At 60.4% G+C, this 18,260-nt stretch carries 15 protein-coding genes; 7 read left to right on the forward strand and 8 right to left on the reverse strand.

What is annotated here, in order from left to right:
• Positions 1-200: 200 nt before the first annotated feature.
• Complete coding sequence (locus B3C38_RS07135) at positions 201-1,127, reverse strand: DUF5106 domain-containing protein (protein ID WP_286726423.1); 927 nt, start codon at positions 1,125-1,127, stop codon at positions 201-203.
• A 140-nt stretch (positions 1,128-1,267) separates the two neighbouring features.
• Between B3C38_RS07135 and gadC the strand changes: the two genes are divergently transcribed.
• From gadC to B3C38_RS07150, 3 genes are all read left to right on the forward strand, one after another.
• On the forward strand, positions 1,268-2,815 hold the full coding sequence (gadC, locus tag B3C38_RS07140; protein ID WP_022332177.1) for a putative glutamine/gamma-aminobutyrate antiporter GadC: 1,548 nt from the start codon (positions 1,268-1,270) through the stop codon (positions 2,813-2,815).
• A gap of 20 nt (positions 2,816-2,835) precedes the next feature.
• Positions 2,836-3,819: a glutaminase A gene (glsA, locus tag B3C38_RS07145; protein ID WP_018697271.1), complete on the forward strand. Its 984-nt coding sequence runs from the start codon at positions 2,836-2,838 to the stop codon at positions 3,817-3,819.
• Between the two features lie 538 nt (positions 3,820-4,357).
• Complete coding sequence (locus tag B3C38_RS07150) at positions 4,358-4,609, forward strand: helix-turn-helix domain-containing protein (RefSeq protein WP_022332178.1); 252 nt, start codon at positions 4,358-4,360, stop codon at positions 4,607-4,609.
• Positions 4,610-4,788: 179 nt separating this feature from the next.
• Here the strand turns inward: B3C38_RS07150 and B3C38_RS07155 are convergent, their stop codons facing one another.
• The 6 genes from B3C38_RS07155 to B3C38_RS07180 all read right to left on the reverse strand — a co-directional run bounded on the left by B3C38_RS07155 (position 4,789) and on the right by B3C38_RS07180 (position 10,926).
• Complete coding sequence (locus B3C38_RS07155; RefSeq protein WP_055212225.1) at positions 4,789-6,516, reverse strand: acyl-CoA dehydrogenase family protein; 1,728 nt, start codon at positions 6,514-6,516, stop codon at positions 4,789-4,791.
• On the reverse strand, positions 6,516-7,535 hold the full coding sequence (locus tag B3C38_RS07160) for an electron transfer flavoprotein subunit alpha/FixB family protein (protein WP_022332180.1): 1,020 nt from the start codon (positions 7,533-7,535) through the stop codon (positions 6,516-6,518). Before B3C38_RS07160 ends, B3C38_RS07155 begins: the two co-directional genes overlap by 1 nt.
• Before the next feature lie 14 nt (positions 7,536-7,549).
• Complete coding sequence (locus B3C38_RS07165) at positions 7,550-8,428, reverse strand: electron transfer flavoprotein subunit beta/FixA family protein (RefSeq protein ID WP_032134418.1); 879 nt, start codon at positions 8,426-8,428, stop codon at positions 7,550-7,552.
• A gap of 22 nt (positions 8,429-8,450) precedes the next feature.
• Entirely contained in the window at positions 8,451-9,716 is a 1,266-nt protein-coding gene (locus B3C38_RS07170) for an adenylosuccinate synthase (RefSeq protein ID WP_286726427.1), read from the reverse strand.
• A 258-nt stretch (positions 9,717-9,974) separates the two neighbouring features.
• On the reverse strand, positions 9,975-10,583 hold the full coding sequence (locus B3C38_RS07175; protein ID WP_055212216.1) for a leucine-rich repeat domain-containing protein: 609 nt from the start codon (positions 10,581-10,583) through the stop codon (positions 9,975-9,977).
• A 7-nt stretch (positions 10,584-10,590) separates the two neighbouring features.
• Positions 10,591-10,926 (reverse strand): hypothetical protein, encoded by a 336-nt coding sequence (locus B3C38_RS07180; RefSeq protein ID WP_018697278.1) that lies wholly within the window; start codon positions 10,924-10,926, stop codon positions 10,591-10,593.
• A 139-nt stretch (positions 10,927-11,065) separates the two neighbouring features.
• Between B3C38_RS07180 and ligA the strand changes: the two genes are divergently transcribed.
• From ligA to B3C38_RS07200, 4 genes are read left to right on the forward strand one after another with little or no spacing between them, the layout of a single operon-like run.
• Positions 11,066-13,183 (forward strand): NAD-dependent DNA ligase LigA, encoded by a 2,118-nt coding sequence (gene ligA / locus B3C38_RS07185; protein WP_286726431.1) that lies wholly within the window; start codon positions 11,066-11,068, stop codon positions 13,181-13,183.
• A gap of 54 nt (positions 13,184-13,237) precedes the next feature.
• Complete coding sequence (gene dapA, locus B3C38_RS07190; protein WP_070102171.1) at positions 13,238-14,128, forward strand: 4-hydroxy-tetrahydrodipicolinate synthase; 891 nt, start codon at positions 13,238-13,240, stop codon at positions 14,126-14,128.
• 28 nt (positions 14,129-14,156) lie between these two features.
• Complete coding sequence (locus B3C38_RS07195; RefSeq protein ID WP_018697281.1) at positions 14,157-14,894, forward strand: DUF4919 domain-containing protein; 738 nt, start codon at positions 14,157-14,159, stop codon at positions 14,892-14,894.
• Complete coding sequence (locus B3C38_RS07200) at positions 14,855-16,384, forward strand: clostripain-related cysteine peptidase (RefSeq protein WP_286726432.1); 1,530 nt, start codon at positions 14,855-14,857, stop codon at positions 16,382-16,384. Before B3C38_RS07195 ends, B3C38_RS07200 begins: the two co-directional genes overlap by 40 nt.
• 379 nt (positions 16,385-16,763) lie before the next feature.
• On the opposite strand, the gene B3C38_RS07205 is transcribed toward B3C38_RS07200, so the two are convergent.
• Positions 16,764-18,203: a pseudouridine synthase gene (locus tag B3C38_RS07205; RefSeq protein WP_286726434.1), complete on the reverse strand. Its 1,440-nt coding sequence runs from the start codon at positions 18,201-18,203 to the stop codon at positions 16,764-16,766.
• Positions 18,204-18,260: the final 57 nt, after the last annotated feature.

The raw sequence follows: 18,260 nt of genomic DNA on the forward strand, positions 1-18,260 counted from the left end.
GAGTGTTAGTTTTTCTGTTTGTGCAGTGCAAAGGTAACGATTAGGCACAAAATCCGGATAAAATCCTGATTGTCTTTTTTTATAGGGCGATAAGCAACGCTTATAGCCGATGTCATGTGCACGCGCGCAGAGGCGGGGAGGGCGGAGAAGAACGGTATGAAGAGCCGGCGGAGAAAGCGGGCCGCCGGGAACGGGACGCCCTACCCTCTCCGGTCGATAACCTCCTCGATATAGGGCACGTCGGTGGAATCCTTCACCAGCACGCGCTTGTCGCTGTCCAGCAGGTAGAGCGACGGAATGGCCGTCAGGTCGTAGGTGCCGTTTTCGCGGACGAGGCAGCCGGCATCGTAGGCGTTGATCCAGCTCGCGGGGATATGGTCGCGGTAGTTCCGCCACTCGGTGAGGTCTTCGTCGGGATAAAGCGCCAGTATTTTGAGGCGGCCGCGCTCGATCATCTCCGAAAGCATGGGCGAGCCGGCGATCTGCTCGCGCAACTGCTTGCACATCGCACAGCCGGGGTTGTTGATGAACAGCAGCGTATATTCGGCCTTCACGCCGTAGAGCGTGCCCGTGGCGCCCGAAGCGAGCGTGTAGCGGAAATCGTTGGCACGCCGCCCGAGGCGGTTCTGCGACGCCATAGCGAGGTCGTAGGCCGGCCCGATGCGTTCGTATTCGTCGTAATAGGGACTCGCCAGCACGGCCTGCATCACGGGGATATAGAATTCGTCGTTGCGCAGCGGGGAATTGGGGTCGTGGATCACCTGTTGGGCGAGCATCGTGAAGTAGTCGAGCATCGGGCGCGAGGCGGAGGCGCGGCGCATGAGCGAATCCATCGGCGCGGCGTCGGCCGGACGGTCGGAGATCAGGGCCACCCACCGGGCATAGACCTCGACCATCTGCACGGTATCGGCCTCGCGGACGAACAGGGTATCGGCGAAATCGAAGCGATCCCAATAGTGCCAGCGCAGGTAGTCGCGCTGCTCCTGGGGCGAGAGGCGCGCCGGCGCGATCGCCGGGAGGAACACACGGGGCTGCGACACGCAGGCCGTCTGCTGCGGCCGAGAACGGCGTCCGCCGCAGGAAGCGGCGAAGATGGACAGGGCCAGGATTAGCGCGATACGGTACATAGGCGTAAAGTTTATGTGCAAATATAGTTTTTTTCGGCAATACGGCCGCTATCGCCCGGGCAAAAAGAGCCTGTACGGCAGATTTGCACGGTAGTTGCAACCTCAATGAGCGTTAAAACCAATTTCAATCAAACCGAATTATGGATGTAAAGAAAACTACCACAAGCACAGGGTTCAAACTGAGTGTCATGACACTCGCGATTATGAACGTGACTGCCGTAGTAAGTCTGCGCGGCCTCCCCGCCGAGGCCGTCTACGGACTTTCATCGGCATTCTACTATCTGTTTGCCGCCATCGTCTTCCTCATCCCGACGGCCATGGTCGCCGCGGAGCTGGCCGCGATGTTCTCCACCAAACAGGGCGGTGTATTCCGCTGGGTCGGCGAGGCGTACGGCGCCCGCACGGGGTTCCTGGCCATCTGGCTGCAATGGATCGAGTCGACGATCTGGTACCCCACCGTACTGACGTTCGGTGCCGTGTCGATCGCCTTCATCGGCATGAACGACGTGCACGACGCGGCGCTGGCCTCGAACAAGGTCTTCACGCTCTGCATGGTGCTGGCAATCTACTGGATCGCCACCTTCATCGCACTCAAGGGCCTGGGATGGGTCGGCAAGATCAGCAAATGGGGCGGTATGATCGGTACGATCATTCCCGCAGGCCTGCTGATCCTGCTGGGCATCATCTACATTTCGACCGGCGGACACAACCACATGGACATGTCGCAGGGTTTCTTCCCCGACCTGTCGAAATTCGACAACCTGGTGCTGGCCAGCAGTATCTTCCTGTTCTATGCGGGTATGGAGATGATGGGTATACACGTCATGGACGTGAAGAACCCGTCGCGGAACTACCCCAAGGCCATCATCATCGGTTCGCTCGTAACGGTCTGCATCTTCGTGCTGGGTACTTTCTCGCTGGGCTTCATCATCCCGGCCAAGGACATCAGCCTCACGCAGTCGCTGCTGGTGGGCTTCGACAACTATTTCCACTACCTGCACATGTCATGGGCGGGCCCGATCATCGCCATCGCCCTGATGTTCGGCGTGCTGGCCGGCGTGCTGACCTGGGTGGCCGGCCCCTCGAAGGGTATCTTCGCCGTGGGTAAGGCGGGTTACCTGCCCCCGTTCTTCCAGAAGACCAACAAGAACGGCGTACAGAAGAATATCCTGCTCATACAGGGCTGCGTCGTGACGCTGCTGGCGCTGCTGTTCGTCGTGATGCCCTCGGTGCAGTCGTTCTACCAGATACTTTCGCAGCTGACCGTGCTGCTGTACCTGATCATGTACATGCTGATGTTCTCGGCGGCGATCGTGCTGCGCTACAAGATGAAGAACACCGACCGCCCGTTCCGCCTGGGCAAGGGCAACGGCCTGATGTGGTTCCTGGGCTGTCTGGGTTTCTGCGGAGCCCTGCTGGCCTTCGTCCTGAGCTTCGTACCGCCCAGCCAGATCTCGACCGGCAGCAACACCGTTTGGTTCTCGGTGCTCATCATCGGTTGCGTGGTAGTCGTGGGCGCCCCGTTCGTGATCTACGCCATGCGCAAACCGTCGTGGAAAGACCCCGAGGCCGCGGCCGACTTCGCCCCGTTCCACTGGGAGCAGCAGCCCGTCGTAGCGGCTCCGGTACATACCAACGCTCCCGAACCGATGGCGAAACCTTCGGATACGGAACTTCACAACAAATAAATCGGTAAATACATCAGACAATGATCCAGAAAATCGACAACGCAACGGTTCGCGAGGCCGTACAGCAGGCCTACGAGCGCTGCAAGAACGAAACGGGCGGCAAGAACGCCGACTATATCCCCTACCTGGCCAACGTACCGTCGACCCTCTTCGGCATCGCGGCCTGCCTGCCCGACGGGGAGGTGATCGCCGTGGGCGACACCGATTACAAATTCGGCATCGAATCGGTATCGAAAGTCCCGACGGCCATCCTGGCGATGAACCAGTACAGCGCACAGGAGGTGCTGACGAAGATCGGCGCCGATGCGACGGGGCTGCCTTTCAATTCGATCATGGCGATCCTGCTCGAAAACGACCATCCCTCGACGCCGCTGGTGAATGCCGGGGCGATCAGCGCCTGCTCGATGGTGCAGCCCGTAGGCGACAGCGACGGCAAATGGAAGGCGATCACCGGATTCATCGAAGGGCTCGCAGGCTCGCAGGTCGAGGTGATCGACGAGTTGTACAAGTCGGAGACGGCGACCAACTTCAACAACAAGTCGATCGCATGGCTGCTGAAGAATTACAACCGCATCTACGACGACCCGGACATGGCGCTGGACATCTACACGCGCCAGTGTTCGATCGGCGTGACGGCCAAGCAGCTCGCCACGATGGCGGCGACGATCGCCAACGGAGGCAAGAACCCCGTGACCAAACAACAGGTCTTCAAGCCCGAGCTGTCGCCCAAAATCGCCTCGATGATGGCGACCGTGGGTTTCTACGAGCACACGGGCGACTGGCTCTTCACGACGGGGCTCCCGGCCAAGACGGGCGTGGGCGGCGGCATCATGGGCGTCGTCCCGGGCGTGATGGGTGTAGCGGCCTTCGCCCCGCCGCTCGACGAGGCCGGCAACTCGGTCAAGGCACAGAAGGCGCTGGCCTACATCGCCGGGCACCTCAACCTCAATATTTTCGGCACCACGCGCTGCGTGATGGCCGAGAAGGAAGCTGCGCAGGCGTAGGCCTGCAACGGCAACTGGGCAAAAGGCCTGCGCATGACGTGCGCAGGCCTTTTCCATTGCGGGATGCACCGGGAGGCAAAAACAGGGGGGGGGCGAAAAAAACAGGTACGGCCGGACGAACAATAGTGACGCTGTTCAGGGGGAGAAGAATTCATCGCCCGAACCGTACCCGGAGGCGGCATACGGCCTGCGAAAAAAAGCAAGGGCGCAGGTGCAAACTCCCGTTAACAGGCCTTCCGAGCCTTGCATGGTAGTTGCCCTTACGCCCGAGCCCGCCCCGGCACGAGGCCGGGACATAGCAAGGGTTTCAGACAATATTTACACCACGCATAAACCTGTCATAGCAACAGTCGGAAGTTTGTTAACGGCGTAAAGGTTGTCTTAACCTTATGGTATGTCGTTACGGCGATGCCGTATTGTTCTGCAAAGTTAGCATAATTTCTGTATTCTGAATTTTACTGGTACAAATATAAGTAAATTACTTAATACTTAAACATGTTTAAGTGTAAAAAATCGACTTATTCCATTTTTTTGTAAAATGGAACGGAAAAAACAACGCCGCGACGAAGAATTGCTTCAAAAAATCATTCTGCGGGTGAAGGAACTAAGACACATGCACAACCACCAATCGCAGGAGCAGTTGGCCGAAGCGACCGAGCTGGGAATTGCACAACTCGAATCCGGCAAGAATTTCCCGAATCTGACGACTATTTCGATTATTTGCAAGTTTTACAATATTACCCTCGACGAATTTTTCGCCCCGCTCCATTACCCGCCGAAAGAAAAATAAACACCTCGGGAGTTTCGGCGGCGGGTATCCGCCGGGGCAAACCCGATAAGCGGCAAACAGATAACCGAAAAACAGATAAACAGCAAGCAAGAACCGGCGGCAACAATCGGCAACGGACAACGTACAAAAAAAAAGGTTCCGCAAAAGCGGAACCTTTTTACATACTGAAATACGGCACCTTACTCCGCCTCTTCGGCAACGGCGCGGAACAGCGCGACGTCTTCGAGCGTGGAGTTCATGACGTAGGTATAGGCCTCCGAGATCTTACCCTCGGCAAGTTTGCAGAAGATTTTCGCCGAATCGGCATACTCCTCCGACTCGCCGGCCTGACGGGCCAGCAGGTAGGTAATGATGATATGGCCGGCGGTCTCGACCAGACGGCGTGCGTGGAAATCCTTGAAGCCGCAAAGTTCCTTGTCCCCGGCTTCGACATGGGCGGTCATTTCCGAGAACTTCGCGGTCAGCTCCTTCAGCTTCGCAACGACGGGCTGCATGGGCTGGCTGTATTCGGCGGCGGCGTAACGCTCGATCTGCTCCATGAAGGTGCCCTTGGTCACGGCGTTGATCGCCGCCACGACCTGCAGCTGCGAGGTACCCTCGTAGATATTCATGATACGTGCGTCGCGGTAGAGGCGCTCGCAGGGATAGTCCTTCATGAAGCCCGAACCGCCGTGGATCTGGATGGCATCGTAGGCCTGCTGGTTGGCGTACTCCGACGAGAAGAGCTTGACGAGCGGCGTGAAGCCGTCGGCCAGGCGGTTGTAGAACTTCATCTCCTGGCGTTCGTCGCCTTCGAGCGGACGCTCGTGCGCGATATGGCCGTACTGCTTGTAGACCTCGACGAAGCGCGTCGTCTCGTACAACAGCGCACGGACACCCTGCAACTTGGCCTTCATGTTGGAGAGCATCTCCGCAACGGCCGCGAAGCGGATGATCGGCTTGCCGAACTGCTCACGCTCCTGGGCGTATTTCAGCGCCTCGCGGTAGGCGGCTTCGCACAAGCCCACCGACTGCGCACCGATACCCAGGCGGGCGGCGTTCATCAGCGACATCACGTATTTGATAAGGCCCATCTTGCGGTCGCCGACCAGCTGCGCGGGGGCGTTGGTGAAGACCAGCTCGCACGTCGGAGAGCCCTTGATACCCATTTTGTTCTCGATACGGCGTACCTTCACGCCGCCGTCGCGCTTGTCATAGACGAGCATCGACAGTCCGCGGGCGTCGGTGGTACCCTCTTCGGTACGCGCCAGCACGAGCGAAACGTCGCCGTCGCCGTTGGTGATGAAGCGCTTGACGCCGTTCAGCAGCCAGGTCTGCTTCTCCTCGGACCACGTAGCCTTGAGCATCACGGCGCCCAGGTCGGAACCCGCATCCGGCTCGGTAAGATCCATGGCGCAAGTAGCACCCGCGGAAACCCACGGCAGGTATTTGGCCTTGAGCTCCTCCGAGGCGAACTCGTTGAGCGTCTCGGCACAGTCCTGCAAACCCCAGATGTTCTCGAAGCCGGCATCGGCGCGGGCGACCATCTCGTTGGCCATCACGAAGCAGACCAGCGGGAAGTTCAGGCCGTCGTACTTGCGGGGCAGCGTAAGGCCGCTCAGGCCCGCGTCGACGATGGCCTTCATGTTCTGAACCGTGCCCGCAGCGTACTCCACGTGGTCGTTCACGACGCGGGGGCCTTCATGATCCACGCCCTCGGCATTCGGAGCGATGACCTCGCCGCAGACTTCACCGGCGATCTCCAGCACGCGGCGGTAGGAGTCCATGGCGTCTTCGAAATCCTGCGGCGCGAAATCGTAGAGGTCTTTCTCGGCGAAGCCGCGCTCTTTCAGCTCCACGATCTTGCGCATCATCGGATGCTGGAGGTGGAACTGCAAATCCTTATTGTCTGAAAAGAAATTAGCCATTACTTCGAATTTTGTTTGTAGTACTTAATCATCTTGGGGATCACCTCGTTGACGTCGCCCGTGATGGCGTAGTCGGCAATCTTGTTGATCGGGGCTTCGGGGTCGGTGTTGATCGAAATGACCATGGCCGAGCCGTCCATGCCGGCCGTATGCTGGATCTGCCCCGAGATACCGCAGGCGATGTAGAGTTTGGGGCGTACCGTCACACCGGTCTGACCCACCTGGCGCGCATGGTCTGCGAACCCGGCGTCGACGGCTGCGCGGCTCGCGCCCACCTCGGCACCCAGCACGTCGGCCAGCTCGAACACCAGGTCGAAGTTCTCCTTCGAACCCATGCCGTAGCCGCCCGCGACGATGACGCCGGCACCCTTGATGTCGATCTTGCTCTCGGCAATCTCACGGTCGATGATCTTCACCGCGAGGTCTGCGTCCTTCACGAATTTCTGCCACTGGATCTTCTTCACCTCGCCGGCACCCGGCTTGGCGGCATATTCGCGGCGCATGACGCCTTCGCGGACGGTGGCCATCTGCGGACGGTTGTCGGGGTTGACGATCGTGGCGATGATGTTGCCGCCGAAGGCGGGGCGGATCTGGTAGAGCAGGTCTTTGTACTCCCTGCCGCTCTTGGCGTCTTTGTGGTCACCGATCACCAGCTGCGTACAGTCGGCCGTAAGGCCGCTGTAAAGCGCCGACGACACGCGCGGCGCGAAATCGCGGCCGTTGCACGTCGCGCCGAACAGCACGATCTGGGGTTTCTCCTGCTCGATCAGGCCGCACATGACGGCCGTATGGGGCAGCGTACGGAACGGTGCGAACACCTTGTCGTCGGCGATCCATACGGTATCGGCGCCGTATTTGGCGAGCTCGTGCTCGATGCCGGCGAGGTTCTCGCCCAGCACCACGGCTTCGAGTTTCACGCCCAGCGTCGTGGCCAGTTCGCGGCCCTTGGTCATCAGTTCGAGGCACACCTCGGCGGCCTTGCCGCCCTCGTTCTCGATATATACGAATATGTTGTTCATCTCCTATGCACGTATTAACCGAGCGTGTGGCTCGCGATAAGTTCGACCATCAGTGAATTGATATCCTCGTCGGCAGCGGTGAGCTTCTTGGCCTCCTTGGCCTGGAAAACCACGTTCTCGATCTTCTTGACCTTCGTGGGCGAACCCTGAAGGCCGAGCTGCTGCGGGTCGGGATCGACGTCGGCGGCAGCCCACTCGACGATCTGCAGGTAGGGCTTGGCGGCGGCGCGCCGTGCGGCTTCCGATTCGGGCGCCGCGGCGATTTCAGACCCCGAGAGGGCGAATTTGTAGGTCATCACGCGCTTGGCGTTGCGCGGACGGCACTCGGGAGCCGAGGCGTTGACCGTAATGACAGCCGGGACGGGGCACTCGACGACTTCGGTGCCGCAGTTCAGGCGGCGCCGGATAACCAGCGTGCTGTCCTTGATGTCGAGGATCTCTTCGGCATAGGTAACCTGCGGCAGGCCGAGTTTCTCAGCCACCTGGGGGCCGACCTGCGCCGTATCGCCGTCGATGGCCTGGCGGCCGGCGAAAATGATGTCGGGCCGGATCTTTTTCAGGGCGCACGACAAGGCGTACGACGTGGCGAGCGTGTCCGAACCGGCGAATTCGCGGCCCGAAAGCAGGTAACCGCCGTCGGCGCCGCGGAACATCGCGTCGCGGATGATGTCGGCGGCACGCTGGGGCCCCATCGTCAGGATATGAACCGTCGAAGCGTCGGTGCGGTCTTTAAGCGCGAGCGCCATTTCGAGCGCATTGAGATCTTCGGGATTGAAGATGGCCGGCAGCGCCGCGCGGTTGACCGTCCCTTCGGGGGTCATCGCATCCTTACCCACGTTGCGGGTATCGGGCACCTGCTTTGCCAATACAACAATTTTCAGCTGTTTTTTCATAGTAGGTATTTATGGTTAATAGCTATCTTACGATGGTTTCGCCGCGGTCGGGGCCGACGGAGATGATCTTCACCGGAACACCCGTCTCGCGTTCGATGAACTCGACATAGGCCTTGAATTCCGCGGGGAAGTCCTCGTAGCGGGTGAAGGCGCGCAGGTCGCATTTCCACCCCGGGAACTCGCGGTAGACGGGTTTCAGGTCGTCGCCGACCTCATAGGGGAAATACGACGTACGTTTGCCGCCGACCTCGTATTCGGTGGCGACGCGGATGGTCTCGAAATCGCTCATGACGTCGGACTTCATCATGATGAGCTGCGTCACGCCGTTAATCATGATCGAATACCTGAGCGCCACCATGTCGAGCCATCCGCAACGGCGCTCGCGCCCCGTGACGGCTCCGTACTCATGGCCGATGTCGCGCAGCCGGGCACCCGTTTCGTCGAACAGCTCCGTGGGGAACGGGCCGCTGCCGACGCGCGTGCAGTAGGCCTTGAAGATACCGTAGACCTCGCCGATGCGGTTCGGGGCGATGCCCAGCCCGATGCAGGCGCCGGCGCAGACCGTGTTCGACGAGGTGACGAACGGATAGGAACCGAAATCCACGTCGAGCAGCGTCCCCTGCGCGCCCTCGGCCAGGATGCTCTTGTCCGCGGCGAGGCACTCGTTGACGAAATACTCGCTGTCGATGATGTTGAAACGACGCAGGTACTCGACCGCCGCAAACCACTTCTGTTCCAACTCGGTGATGTCGTACTCGCAGGCCAGGCTGCGCAGGATCTTCTCGTGGCGAGCCTTGGCGCGGGCGTATATCTTTTCGAAATCGGCGCTCAGCACATCGCCCACGCGCATGCCGTTGCGGCTGACCTTGTCGGTATAGGTCGGGCCGATGCCCTTGCCGGTGGTGCCGATCCTGGCACTGCCCTTGGCCGCCTCGTACGCAGCATCGAGGATGCGGTGCGTGGGCAGGATCAGGTGGGCCTTCTTCGAAATGCAGAGCTGCTTGGTGAGGTCGTGGCCGCTGGCCGCGAGCGCTTCGGCCTCTTCACGGAAAAGGACGGCGTCGATCACCACACCGTTACCGATGATATTGGTCTTACCGCCCTGGAATATGCCCGAAGGGATCGAGCGGAGCACGTATTTCTCGCCGTTGAATTCCAATGTATGACCGGCATTGGGGCCGCCCTGGAAGCGGGCTACGACCTGGTAGCCAGGCGTCAGCACATCCACAACTTTTCCCTTGCCCTCGTCACCCCATTGCAGGCCGAGGATAACGTCAACTTTTTTCATTGTATCCGGTAATATTTATGGCGCAAAAGACATTTTTTGCACCCAAAGGTAAGAATTATTATCCGAAATACCCAACCCGCGGCGGCGACTTTTCAACAATGTATCAGAAATAAGCGTACCGGAAACCCGCCGCGGAAGGCAAATGACAGTGCCGGGGGGGGGCAGCAGCAAACAACGCAGCAACCGACAGGAAGCGATGCGGGCAGGTGACGGGAAGCGACGCGGGCAGTCAGCGGAAAACGATGCGGGGGGGGGCGGTCAGCGGACGACCACCTCGGTCGGCCCGTTGCGGTCGACGCCCTGCGAAGCGAGGCAATAGACGGTCGTAAGGAAAGGATTGTCGCGCGTGTCGGCCTGCAACTGCCCCGAGCAGGGGGTCAGGTCGAGCGTCACCAGCAGGTTGCCGCGGCAATCGAGCGAGCGCAGGGAAGAGTTGGATTTCAGGTCGAGGCGTGCGAGCAGGTTTTCGGCACAGTCCAACTGCGTAAGCCCGCGCAGGCCGTCGATGTCGAGCGACGTGATTTCGTTGTCGCCGCAATCGAGCTTTTGCAGGTCGGGGCATTTGCGCAGGTCGAGCCGCGTGAGATTATTGCCGCTGCAATCGAGCTCGCGCAGGCGGGAAAACTCGCCGATCTCCCACATCGCGGAGATGTTGCGGCCGGAGCAATCCATCGCCAGGACGCGCTGCGCCTCGTAGCGCGAAATGCGTCCGTCGTGATCCAAATCGAACATTCCGAGACAGAATCGTTCGAAGGCGGGATCTGCGAAGGTGATATAAATACGCTTGTTCTTATCATCCTGCTCGTTCTCAGCAAGGCCGCAGGCCGTGAACAGCAACAGAGCGAGAACAGGGATAAAGCGCAGCATGGCCGGATCAGATATTCACGTCGTCGTCGGAGTCGCCGCCGCCGTCGTCGGAATTGGCGTCGTCCTGGATTTCGTCGGCGCCCTTGATTTCGTCGTCGTAGTAATCCTTGTCGTCCTCCTCCTGCGCATTGTCGTCGATCTTCACGTCGATCTTCACCATATAGGCGATCTCGTCGGTATCGAACGGCACGGCATAGAAAAAATCGCCGTTGGGTTTGTCCACGCGCATCATCGCTTCGGTGAACCCCAGCGGGTATTTTTCCTTTACGGCATCCTGCAGTTCGGGAGTCAAGTTGTGAAAGCTCGTTACGATATGTTTCTTCGTCGTATTCTGTTTAGCCATAGTAATGCTTGGAAATTTTCTGCAATTATAAGCAAAATTTACATATCGCACCACATCCGTAATTTTTTTTTGCATTTTTTTTGAATTTGCAGGATGTTATAAACAAAATACGTACCTTTACGCAGGTTATACTTATATTATGATACGCGAGAGAGTCGAAGAGCTGCGGCGGCAGCTCGAGTACCATAACTTCAGATATTACGTCGAAAACGCCCCTGAGATCTCCGACTTCGAATTCGACACGATGATGCGCGAATTGCAGGATCTGGAACGGGCGCACCCCGAACTGTCCGACCCCAATTCGCCCTCGGTGCGTGTCGGGAGCGACATCACGTCGGAGTTCCGGAGCGTAAAGCACCGGTTCCCGATGCTTTCGCTCGGCAACACCTATTCGCTCGACGAACTGCATGAATTCATCGCCCGCATCGAAAAGGAGGCAGGGCCAACGGAGTTCGTCTGCGAACTGAAATTCGACGGCACGGCCATATCGCTCACCTACGAGGACGGGCGGCTGCTGCGTGCCGTGACGCGCGGCGACGGCACGCAGGGCGACGACGTGACGGCCAACGTACGTACGGTGCGCACGGTTCCCCTGCGCCTGAGGGGCGACGACTGGCCGCCCTACTTCGAAATACGGGGCGAGATCCTGATGCCCTACGCCTCGTTCGACAAAATCAACGCCGAGCGCGAGGCGGCCGGGGAGACGCTCTTCGCAAACCCGCGCAACGCCGCGGCGGGGACGCTCAAGCAGCAGGCGTCGTCGGTGGTCGCACGCCGCGGCCTGGACTGCACGCTCTACCAGTTGGCGGGCGACGACCTGCCCTTCACGAACCACTGGGAAAGCCTGCAGAAAGCCCGCGAGTGGGGATTCAAAGTCTCGGACGCGGCGCGCATATGCCGCACTGCGGAGCAGATCGACGCCTACATCGCACACTGGGACGAGGGGCGCCATGCCCTGCCCTTCCCGACAGACGGCGTGGTGATCAAGGTCAACAACTTCGCCGTAAGGCGGCAGCTGGGATTCACGGCCAAGGCCCCGAAATGGGCCGTGGCCTACAAGTTCAAGGCCGAGCAGGCGCTCACGCGGCTGGACAGCGTGTCGTTCCAGGTGGGACGCACGGGGGCCATAACGCCTGTGGCGAACCTCGAACCGGTGCTGCTGGCCGGGACGACCGTGCGGCGTGCGACGCTGCACAACGCCGAGCAGATGGCCCTGCTGGACATCCGCCCGGGCGACATGGTATACGTCGAGAAGGGCGGCGAGATCATCCCCAAGATCACGGGGGTAGACCTCTCGCAGCGGCCTGCGGACAGCAAACCGTTCGAATACATCACCGTATGCCCCGAATGCGGCACGCCGCTGGTGCGCTACGAGGGCGAGGCGAAGCACTACTGCCCCAACCAGGGGGGATGCCCGCCGCAGATCGTCGGACGCATCATCCATTTCATCCGCCGCAAGGCGATGGACATCGAGGGGCTGGGCGAGGAGACCGTGGAACTGCTCTATGAAAACGGGCTGGTGCACGACGTGGCTGACCTGTACGACCTGAAGGCCGGACAGCTAGCGGAATTGCCGCGGCTGGGCGAGAAGTCGGCCGACAACATCATACGCAGCATCCGCGGATCGGTCGAGGTGCCGTTCCGCCGCGTGCTGTTCGGACTCGGCATCCGCTTCGTGGGCGAAACGACGGCCAAATACCTCGCGGAGCATTTCCGCTCGCTCGACGCCGTGATGCGGGCCACGCGCGAGGAGCTGACCCAGGCCGACGAGGTGGGCGGGCGCATCGCCGACGCGATCATCGAATATTTCGCCGACGAGCAGAACCACGCCATCATCCGCCGCCTGCGTGCCGCGGGGCTGAAGTTCGAGGAGGAGGCGCGGGAGCTGGCGTCGGAGTCGCTCGCAGGCCGCAGTTTCGTGGTGTCGGGCAAGTTCTCGCGCAGCCGCGACGAAATGAAGGAGCTGATCGAAATGCACGGAGGCAGGAACCTCGCGGCCGTATCGGCCAACGTCGATTACATCGTGGCGGGCGACAACATGGGCCCGGCGAAGCTCAGGAAAGCGGAGAAGCTGGGCGTGAAGATCATTTCCGAAGAGGAGTTCATCGCCATGGTCGGCGGGCAGGAAGCCCCGGCGGCAAACGGGACGGAAGCCGACAGCGCAACAACGGCAAATACCGGAGGCAGGAACAATGGCGCCCCGGCCGCGACGGAAGGCGGGGACGGCGAACCCGTCCAACAAGGCGAGTTGTTCTGAGCCCCGCGGAAAAGGAATACGCATAAAAAACTACATAATGCCAAACAGAATCATATGATACGACACAAGCTCTGCGGCGTGGGGGCCGCCATGATAACCCCCTTTACACCCGAAGGAAAAGTCGACTACCAGGCGCTGGCATGCATGATCGACTATGTGATCGAAGGCGGCGTGGACTACATCGTGGCGTTGGGCACCACGGCCGAAACGCCGACGCTCTACATGCCCGAACGCGCCGTGATAGCCATGTTCATCACCAACCACATCGCGGGACGCGTACCGCTGGTAATGGGCTGCGGCGGCAATTCGACGTCGGAGGTACTGGATCAGCTGCGCGAATTCGACCTGCGGGGCGCCGACGCCATCCTGAGCGTTACGCCCTACTACAACAAGCCCTCGCAGGAGGGCTTGTACCAGCATTTCCGCACCGTGTCGGAGCACTCGCCGCTGCCGGTGATCCTCTACAACATCCCGGGACGCTCGGGCGTCAACATGACGGCCGAGACGACGCTGCGACTGGCTCGCGGGATGAAGAACGTGATCGGCATCAAGGAGGCATCGGGCGACATCGAACAGATGCAGCACATCCTCGACCGGCGCCCCGAAGGGTTCATCGTGCTGTCGGGCGACGACGGCATGACGCTCGAGCTGATGCGCCGCGGCGGCGACGGCGTGATCTCGGTGGCCGCGAACGCTTTTCCCAAGCGGTTCATGGAGTGTGTGAACTACGCCAAGGCCGGGGAGTTCGACCGTGCGGAAAAGGCATACGAATGCCTCGACGAAGCGGTACATGCCCTGTTCGAAGAGGGCAACCCCGTGGGGGTGAAGTGCGCACTGGCCGAAATGGGCATAATCGGCCCGACGATGCGGCTGCCGCTCGTCGAAGGTTCGGGGGCGCTGCGCGAAAAGTTCCGCAAACTGATCGCGGAATACGATTTGCGCTGATTTGAGCGTTAGTGCCTAAAATACGAATATGAAAAATTTACTGCTGACATTGCTCCTGCTCCCGGCGCTGGCCGCGGCGAAAGTCCCCGTCGAGGAGGACATCGTCGCCAAGACGTCCGACCCCGATTCGCCGTTCTACTACACATCGCTGATGATGCGCTACAACGCGGGCGACGAGACGCTCACCGACGAGGATTACCACTACCTCTACTACGGCTACGCCCACCAGGAGAGCTACAAACCGATGGAGGCGAACCCCGACCTGGACAAGCTGCTGATGCTGGCATCGGGGCTCGACCCCGACAACCCGCTGGCCGAAACGCTCGACGCGATGCTCTACGTGGGCGAAGATGCGCTCGCCCGCGACCCGTTCAGCCCCAAGATCCTGAACCTGATGGCCTATGCCCACGGGGCGCTGGGCAACAAGCTGCAGGAGAAGATGTATTACAACAAGGTGAAGGGGGTGCTCCGCGCGATCGAGGATTCGGGGGATGCCCTCACGCAGAAGACCCCGCGCCATATCCTGATGTTCGACCATGCGCTCGACGTGATGGCATCGGAGGGTTACACCTACGGCAAGAGCCGCATCATCAGCCGTACGGTGGAATTCATCCCCTTCACGGCGCCCCGGATGGTCGGCGACAAGAAACGCAAAGGGCTCTATTACGACTTCGGCCGCGTATACTGGAACAAGCCCGAAGGATATACCTATAAACGTGACCGCACATGGCAATTCAACAACCTAAAACCCCGTACCTACAAATAATCCGGCGCACGCTGAGCCTGCTGCTGGCAGTGGCGCTGCTCGCCGGGTGCGAAAAAACAGAGGAACGCGCAGGGCTGACCACGACGCAAGACGAAGTGGTATTGCGCAGCACGGCGGGTTCGGAAGCGGCATTCACAGTGTCGTCGACCGAAGCGTGGTCGCTCACCACGGAGGGAAGCGGCTTCGACGTCTCCCCTACCCAAGGCGGCCGCGGGGAGACGACGGTAACGGTGAGGGCGCAGGACGACAATACGACGACCCGGCGAAAGGCGCTGGGCAGCATGGCGCTGCGCCTGTCGTCGGGGAAGGCCGAGGCCACGGTCACCGTAGTGCAGAGCCCGACCGTCGCACCCCAGACGGTCGTCATGTACCTGCCGTGGTCGGGGAACCTGTACACGCATTTCCTCCAGAACATCGAGGACGTGAAGAAAGCCGTGGCAGGAAACATCCTGCATGACAGCCGCCTGCTGCTGTTCCTACAAACGAGCACGACGAAAGGTACGCTCAGAGAGCTGTACTACGACAACGGAGAGTGCCGCGAAACGGAGCTGCGCACGTACGAAGACCTCAACGTGACGCAGGCCGAGACCATCACCGGGATTTTCGACTACATCAAGCAGACCGCACCCGCCGAACGCTACGGCATCACGATCGGGTCGCACGGCATGGCGTGGATCCCCGCATCGGGCTCGGGCCGGAGCGCTGCCGACGCGAAGGCCGGCACGGAACCGACGGCGACAACCGTCCCCGAGAAATGGCACTGGGAATACGTTTCGCCCGACGGGCAGTTCACCCGCTGGTTCGGCGACGGCGGTTCGCGGTGTACCAACACGACGACCTTCGCCGAGGCGATAACGGCCGCAGGAATCCGGTTCGAATACATCCTCTTCGACGACTGTTTCATGTCGTCGATCGAGGTGGCGTACGACCTACGCAAAATCACCAGACACCTGATCGCCTCGCCCTGCGAGGTGATGGCCTACGGTTATCCTTACGACCTGGTGATGCCCTACCTGTTCACCGACGGCGGCACGGGATACGACCTGGACGGCGTATGCCGGAGTTTCTACGAATTCTACGAGCAATACGAGGCCCCGAACTATAACTGCGGGGCGATCGCCGTGACGGTATGCGACCAGGTGGATAAGATGGCCGAAGTGATGCGCCTCATCAACAATGCATCGCCCGCGTACATCCCCGACCCGGAGAAACCGTTGCAGCAATACGAGTACCTCTACGACCCGACGCGGTTCTACGACCTGGCGGATTACGTCTACCAGTTGTGCGACGACACCGCCCTGCTAAAGGAATTCGACGAACAGCTCGGGCGCACCGTCCCCGAACGCTACCGGCTGCATACGGAGTATTTCTATTCGGGCGGCAAGCGGCCGATCACAACCTATTCGGGCATTTCGACCAGCGCGCCGAGCACGAGCGGGATCGTGGTGAACAATATCCAGCACACAGGCTGGTATAAGGCGACCCACTGACAAGGCGGCAGGCAGTTTTTGCCCGGCGGCATGGCGGACAGGAGACGGCAGAGGCCAGGAGACAGCGGCGGACAAGAAACGGCGGCGCCCGGAAGACGGCAGAAGCCGGGAACGACGGCGGATAGGAAACGACGGCGGCCGGGTGCCGCAGGTATAGCATGATATGCAGAACCCGCCACCATACGCGCCCGCCGCGCGGAAGGCCGGGGTTTTCCGGGCGCACCGGAATCGCCGCCATACCGCAGGAATACGGGGACATCCCGCAACCACCCGGATATGCCGGGATTATCACAGCTAAAACAGAAGGAGGTTCCCTCGACAGGAGCCTCCTTCTGATTGTATCCTCTTATCCCTCCGGGCAAAGACCGGATGCAGGGACTTATTCGTACTGGCCGGACTTGAGCCGTTCGACCTCCTCGCGGGAGAGGAAACGCCAGGCTCCGCGCTTGAGGTTCTTCTTGGTCAGGCCGGCGTAGTAGACCCGGTCGAGCTTGGTGACCGTGTAGCCCAGGAATTCGAAAATACGGCGCACGATACGGTTGCGGCCGGAGTGTATCTCGATGCCGATCTCCTGTTTGTTCTCCTTGACATAGGAAATTTCGTCGGCGAAGATTTCGCCGTCTTCGAGCGTGATGCCCTCGGCGATGCGATCCATATCGGCACGCGCCAGGGGCTTGTCGAGCGTCACCTGGTAGATTTTCTTTTTCAGGTACGAGGGGTGCGTGAGCTGCTTCGTAAGGTCGCCGTCGTTGGTGAAAAGCAGCAACCCGAGGCTGTTCTTGTCCAGACGGCCTACGGGGTAGATGCGCTCCGTGCAGGCACCTTCGACCAAATCCATGACGGTCTTGCCGGCATGGGGGTCGTCGAGCGACGTGACATAACCCTTGGGCTTGTTGAGCACGAGGTAGACCTTCTTCTCGCCCTGCACGCGGCTGTCGTTGAATTTCACCTCGTCGGTGGGAAGCACCTTGGTGCCCAGCTGGGTGACGATCTGGCCGTTGACCGTAACGAGGCCCGCAGTGATGAAATCGTCGGCCTCGCGGCGCGAGCAGAGGCCCGACTGTGCGAGGAAACGGTTCAGGCGCATTTCGCCGACCTGCTTTTCGGGCGTGAATTTCGGGTAGGACGCCGGTTTGTCGTCGTGCTTCCTCGGCCCCGGCTTATAGGGTTTGTCGCCGAATTTACGGTCGCCGAATTTCTTATCCCCGAACTTGCGTTCGCCGTAGGCGGGCTTGTCGCCATACTGGCGGCGCGGTTTGTCGCCGTCGCGGTGCTCGTAGCGGGGCTTGTCGCCGAATTTGCGCTCGCCATAGGCGGGCTTGTCACCGTACTGACGGCGCGGTTTGTCGCCGTCGCGGTTTTCGTAGCGGGGCTTGTCGCCGAATTTGCGTTCGCCATAGGCGGGCTTGTCACCGTACTGGCGGCGCGGTTTGTCGCCGTCGCGGTGCTCGTAACGGGGTTTATCGCCGGACTTACGCTCGCCGTAAGCCGGTTTGTCGCCGAACTGGCGGCGCGGTTTGTCGCCGTCGCGGTGTTCGTAACGGGGTTTATCGCCGGACTTACGCTCGCCGTAAGCCGGTTTGTCGCCGAACTGGCGGCGCGGTTTGTCGAATGCAGGGCGATTGTCCGCCGTGAAATGGGGATTGTAGGAGGCCCGCTCACGGGGCCCCTCGCTGGACGGTTGCTCCGAATCGGCAGCATCACGCTGTAAACGCGGGCGACGCTCGACACGCTCCGCCGTAGCAGTCACGGTACGCTGGCGCTTGTCGCGTCCGAAACGCGAAAGTACCGTGGTCGAGTCGTTTTTGTTGTCTTTCATACGTATTTAAATGAGTTTGTGGGGCAAAGGTAATCCATTTTTCGGGATTACGGCATA

Source organism: Alistipes sp. UBA1686 (assembly GCF_002320215.1).
GTDB lineage: Bacteria > Bacteroidota > Bacteroidia > Bacteroidales > Rikenellaceae > Alistipes > Alistipes onderdonkii.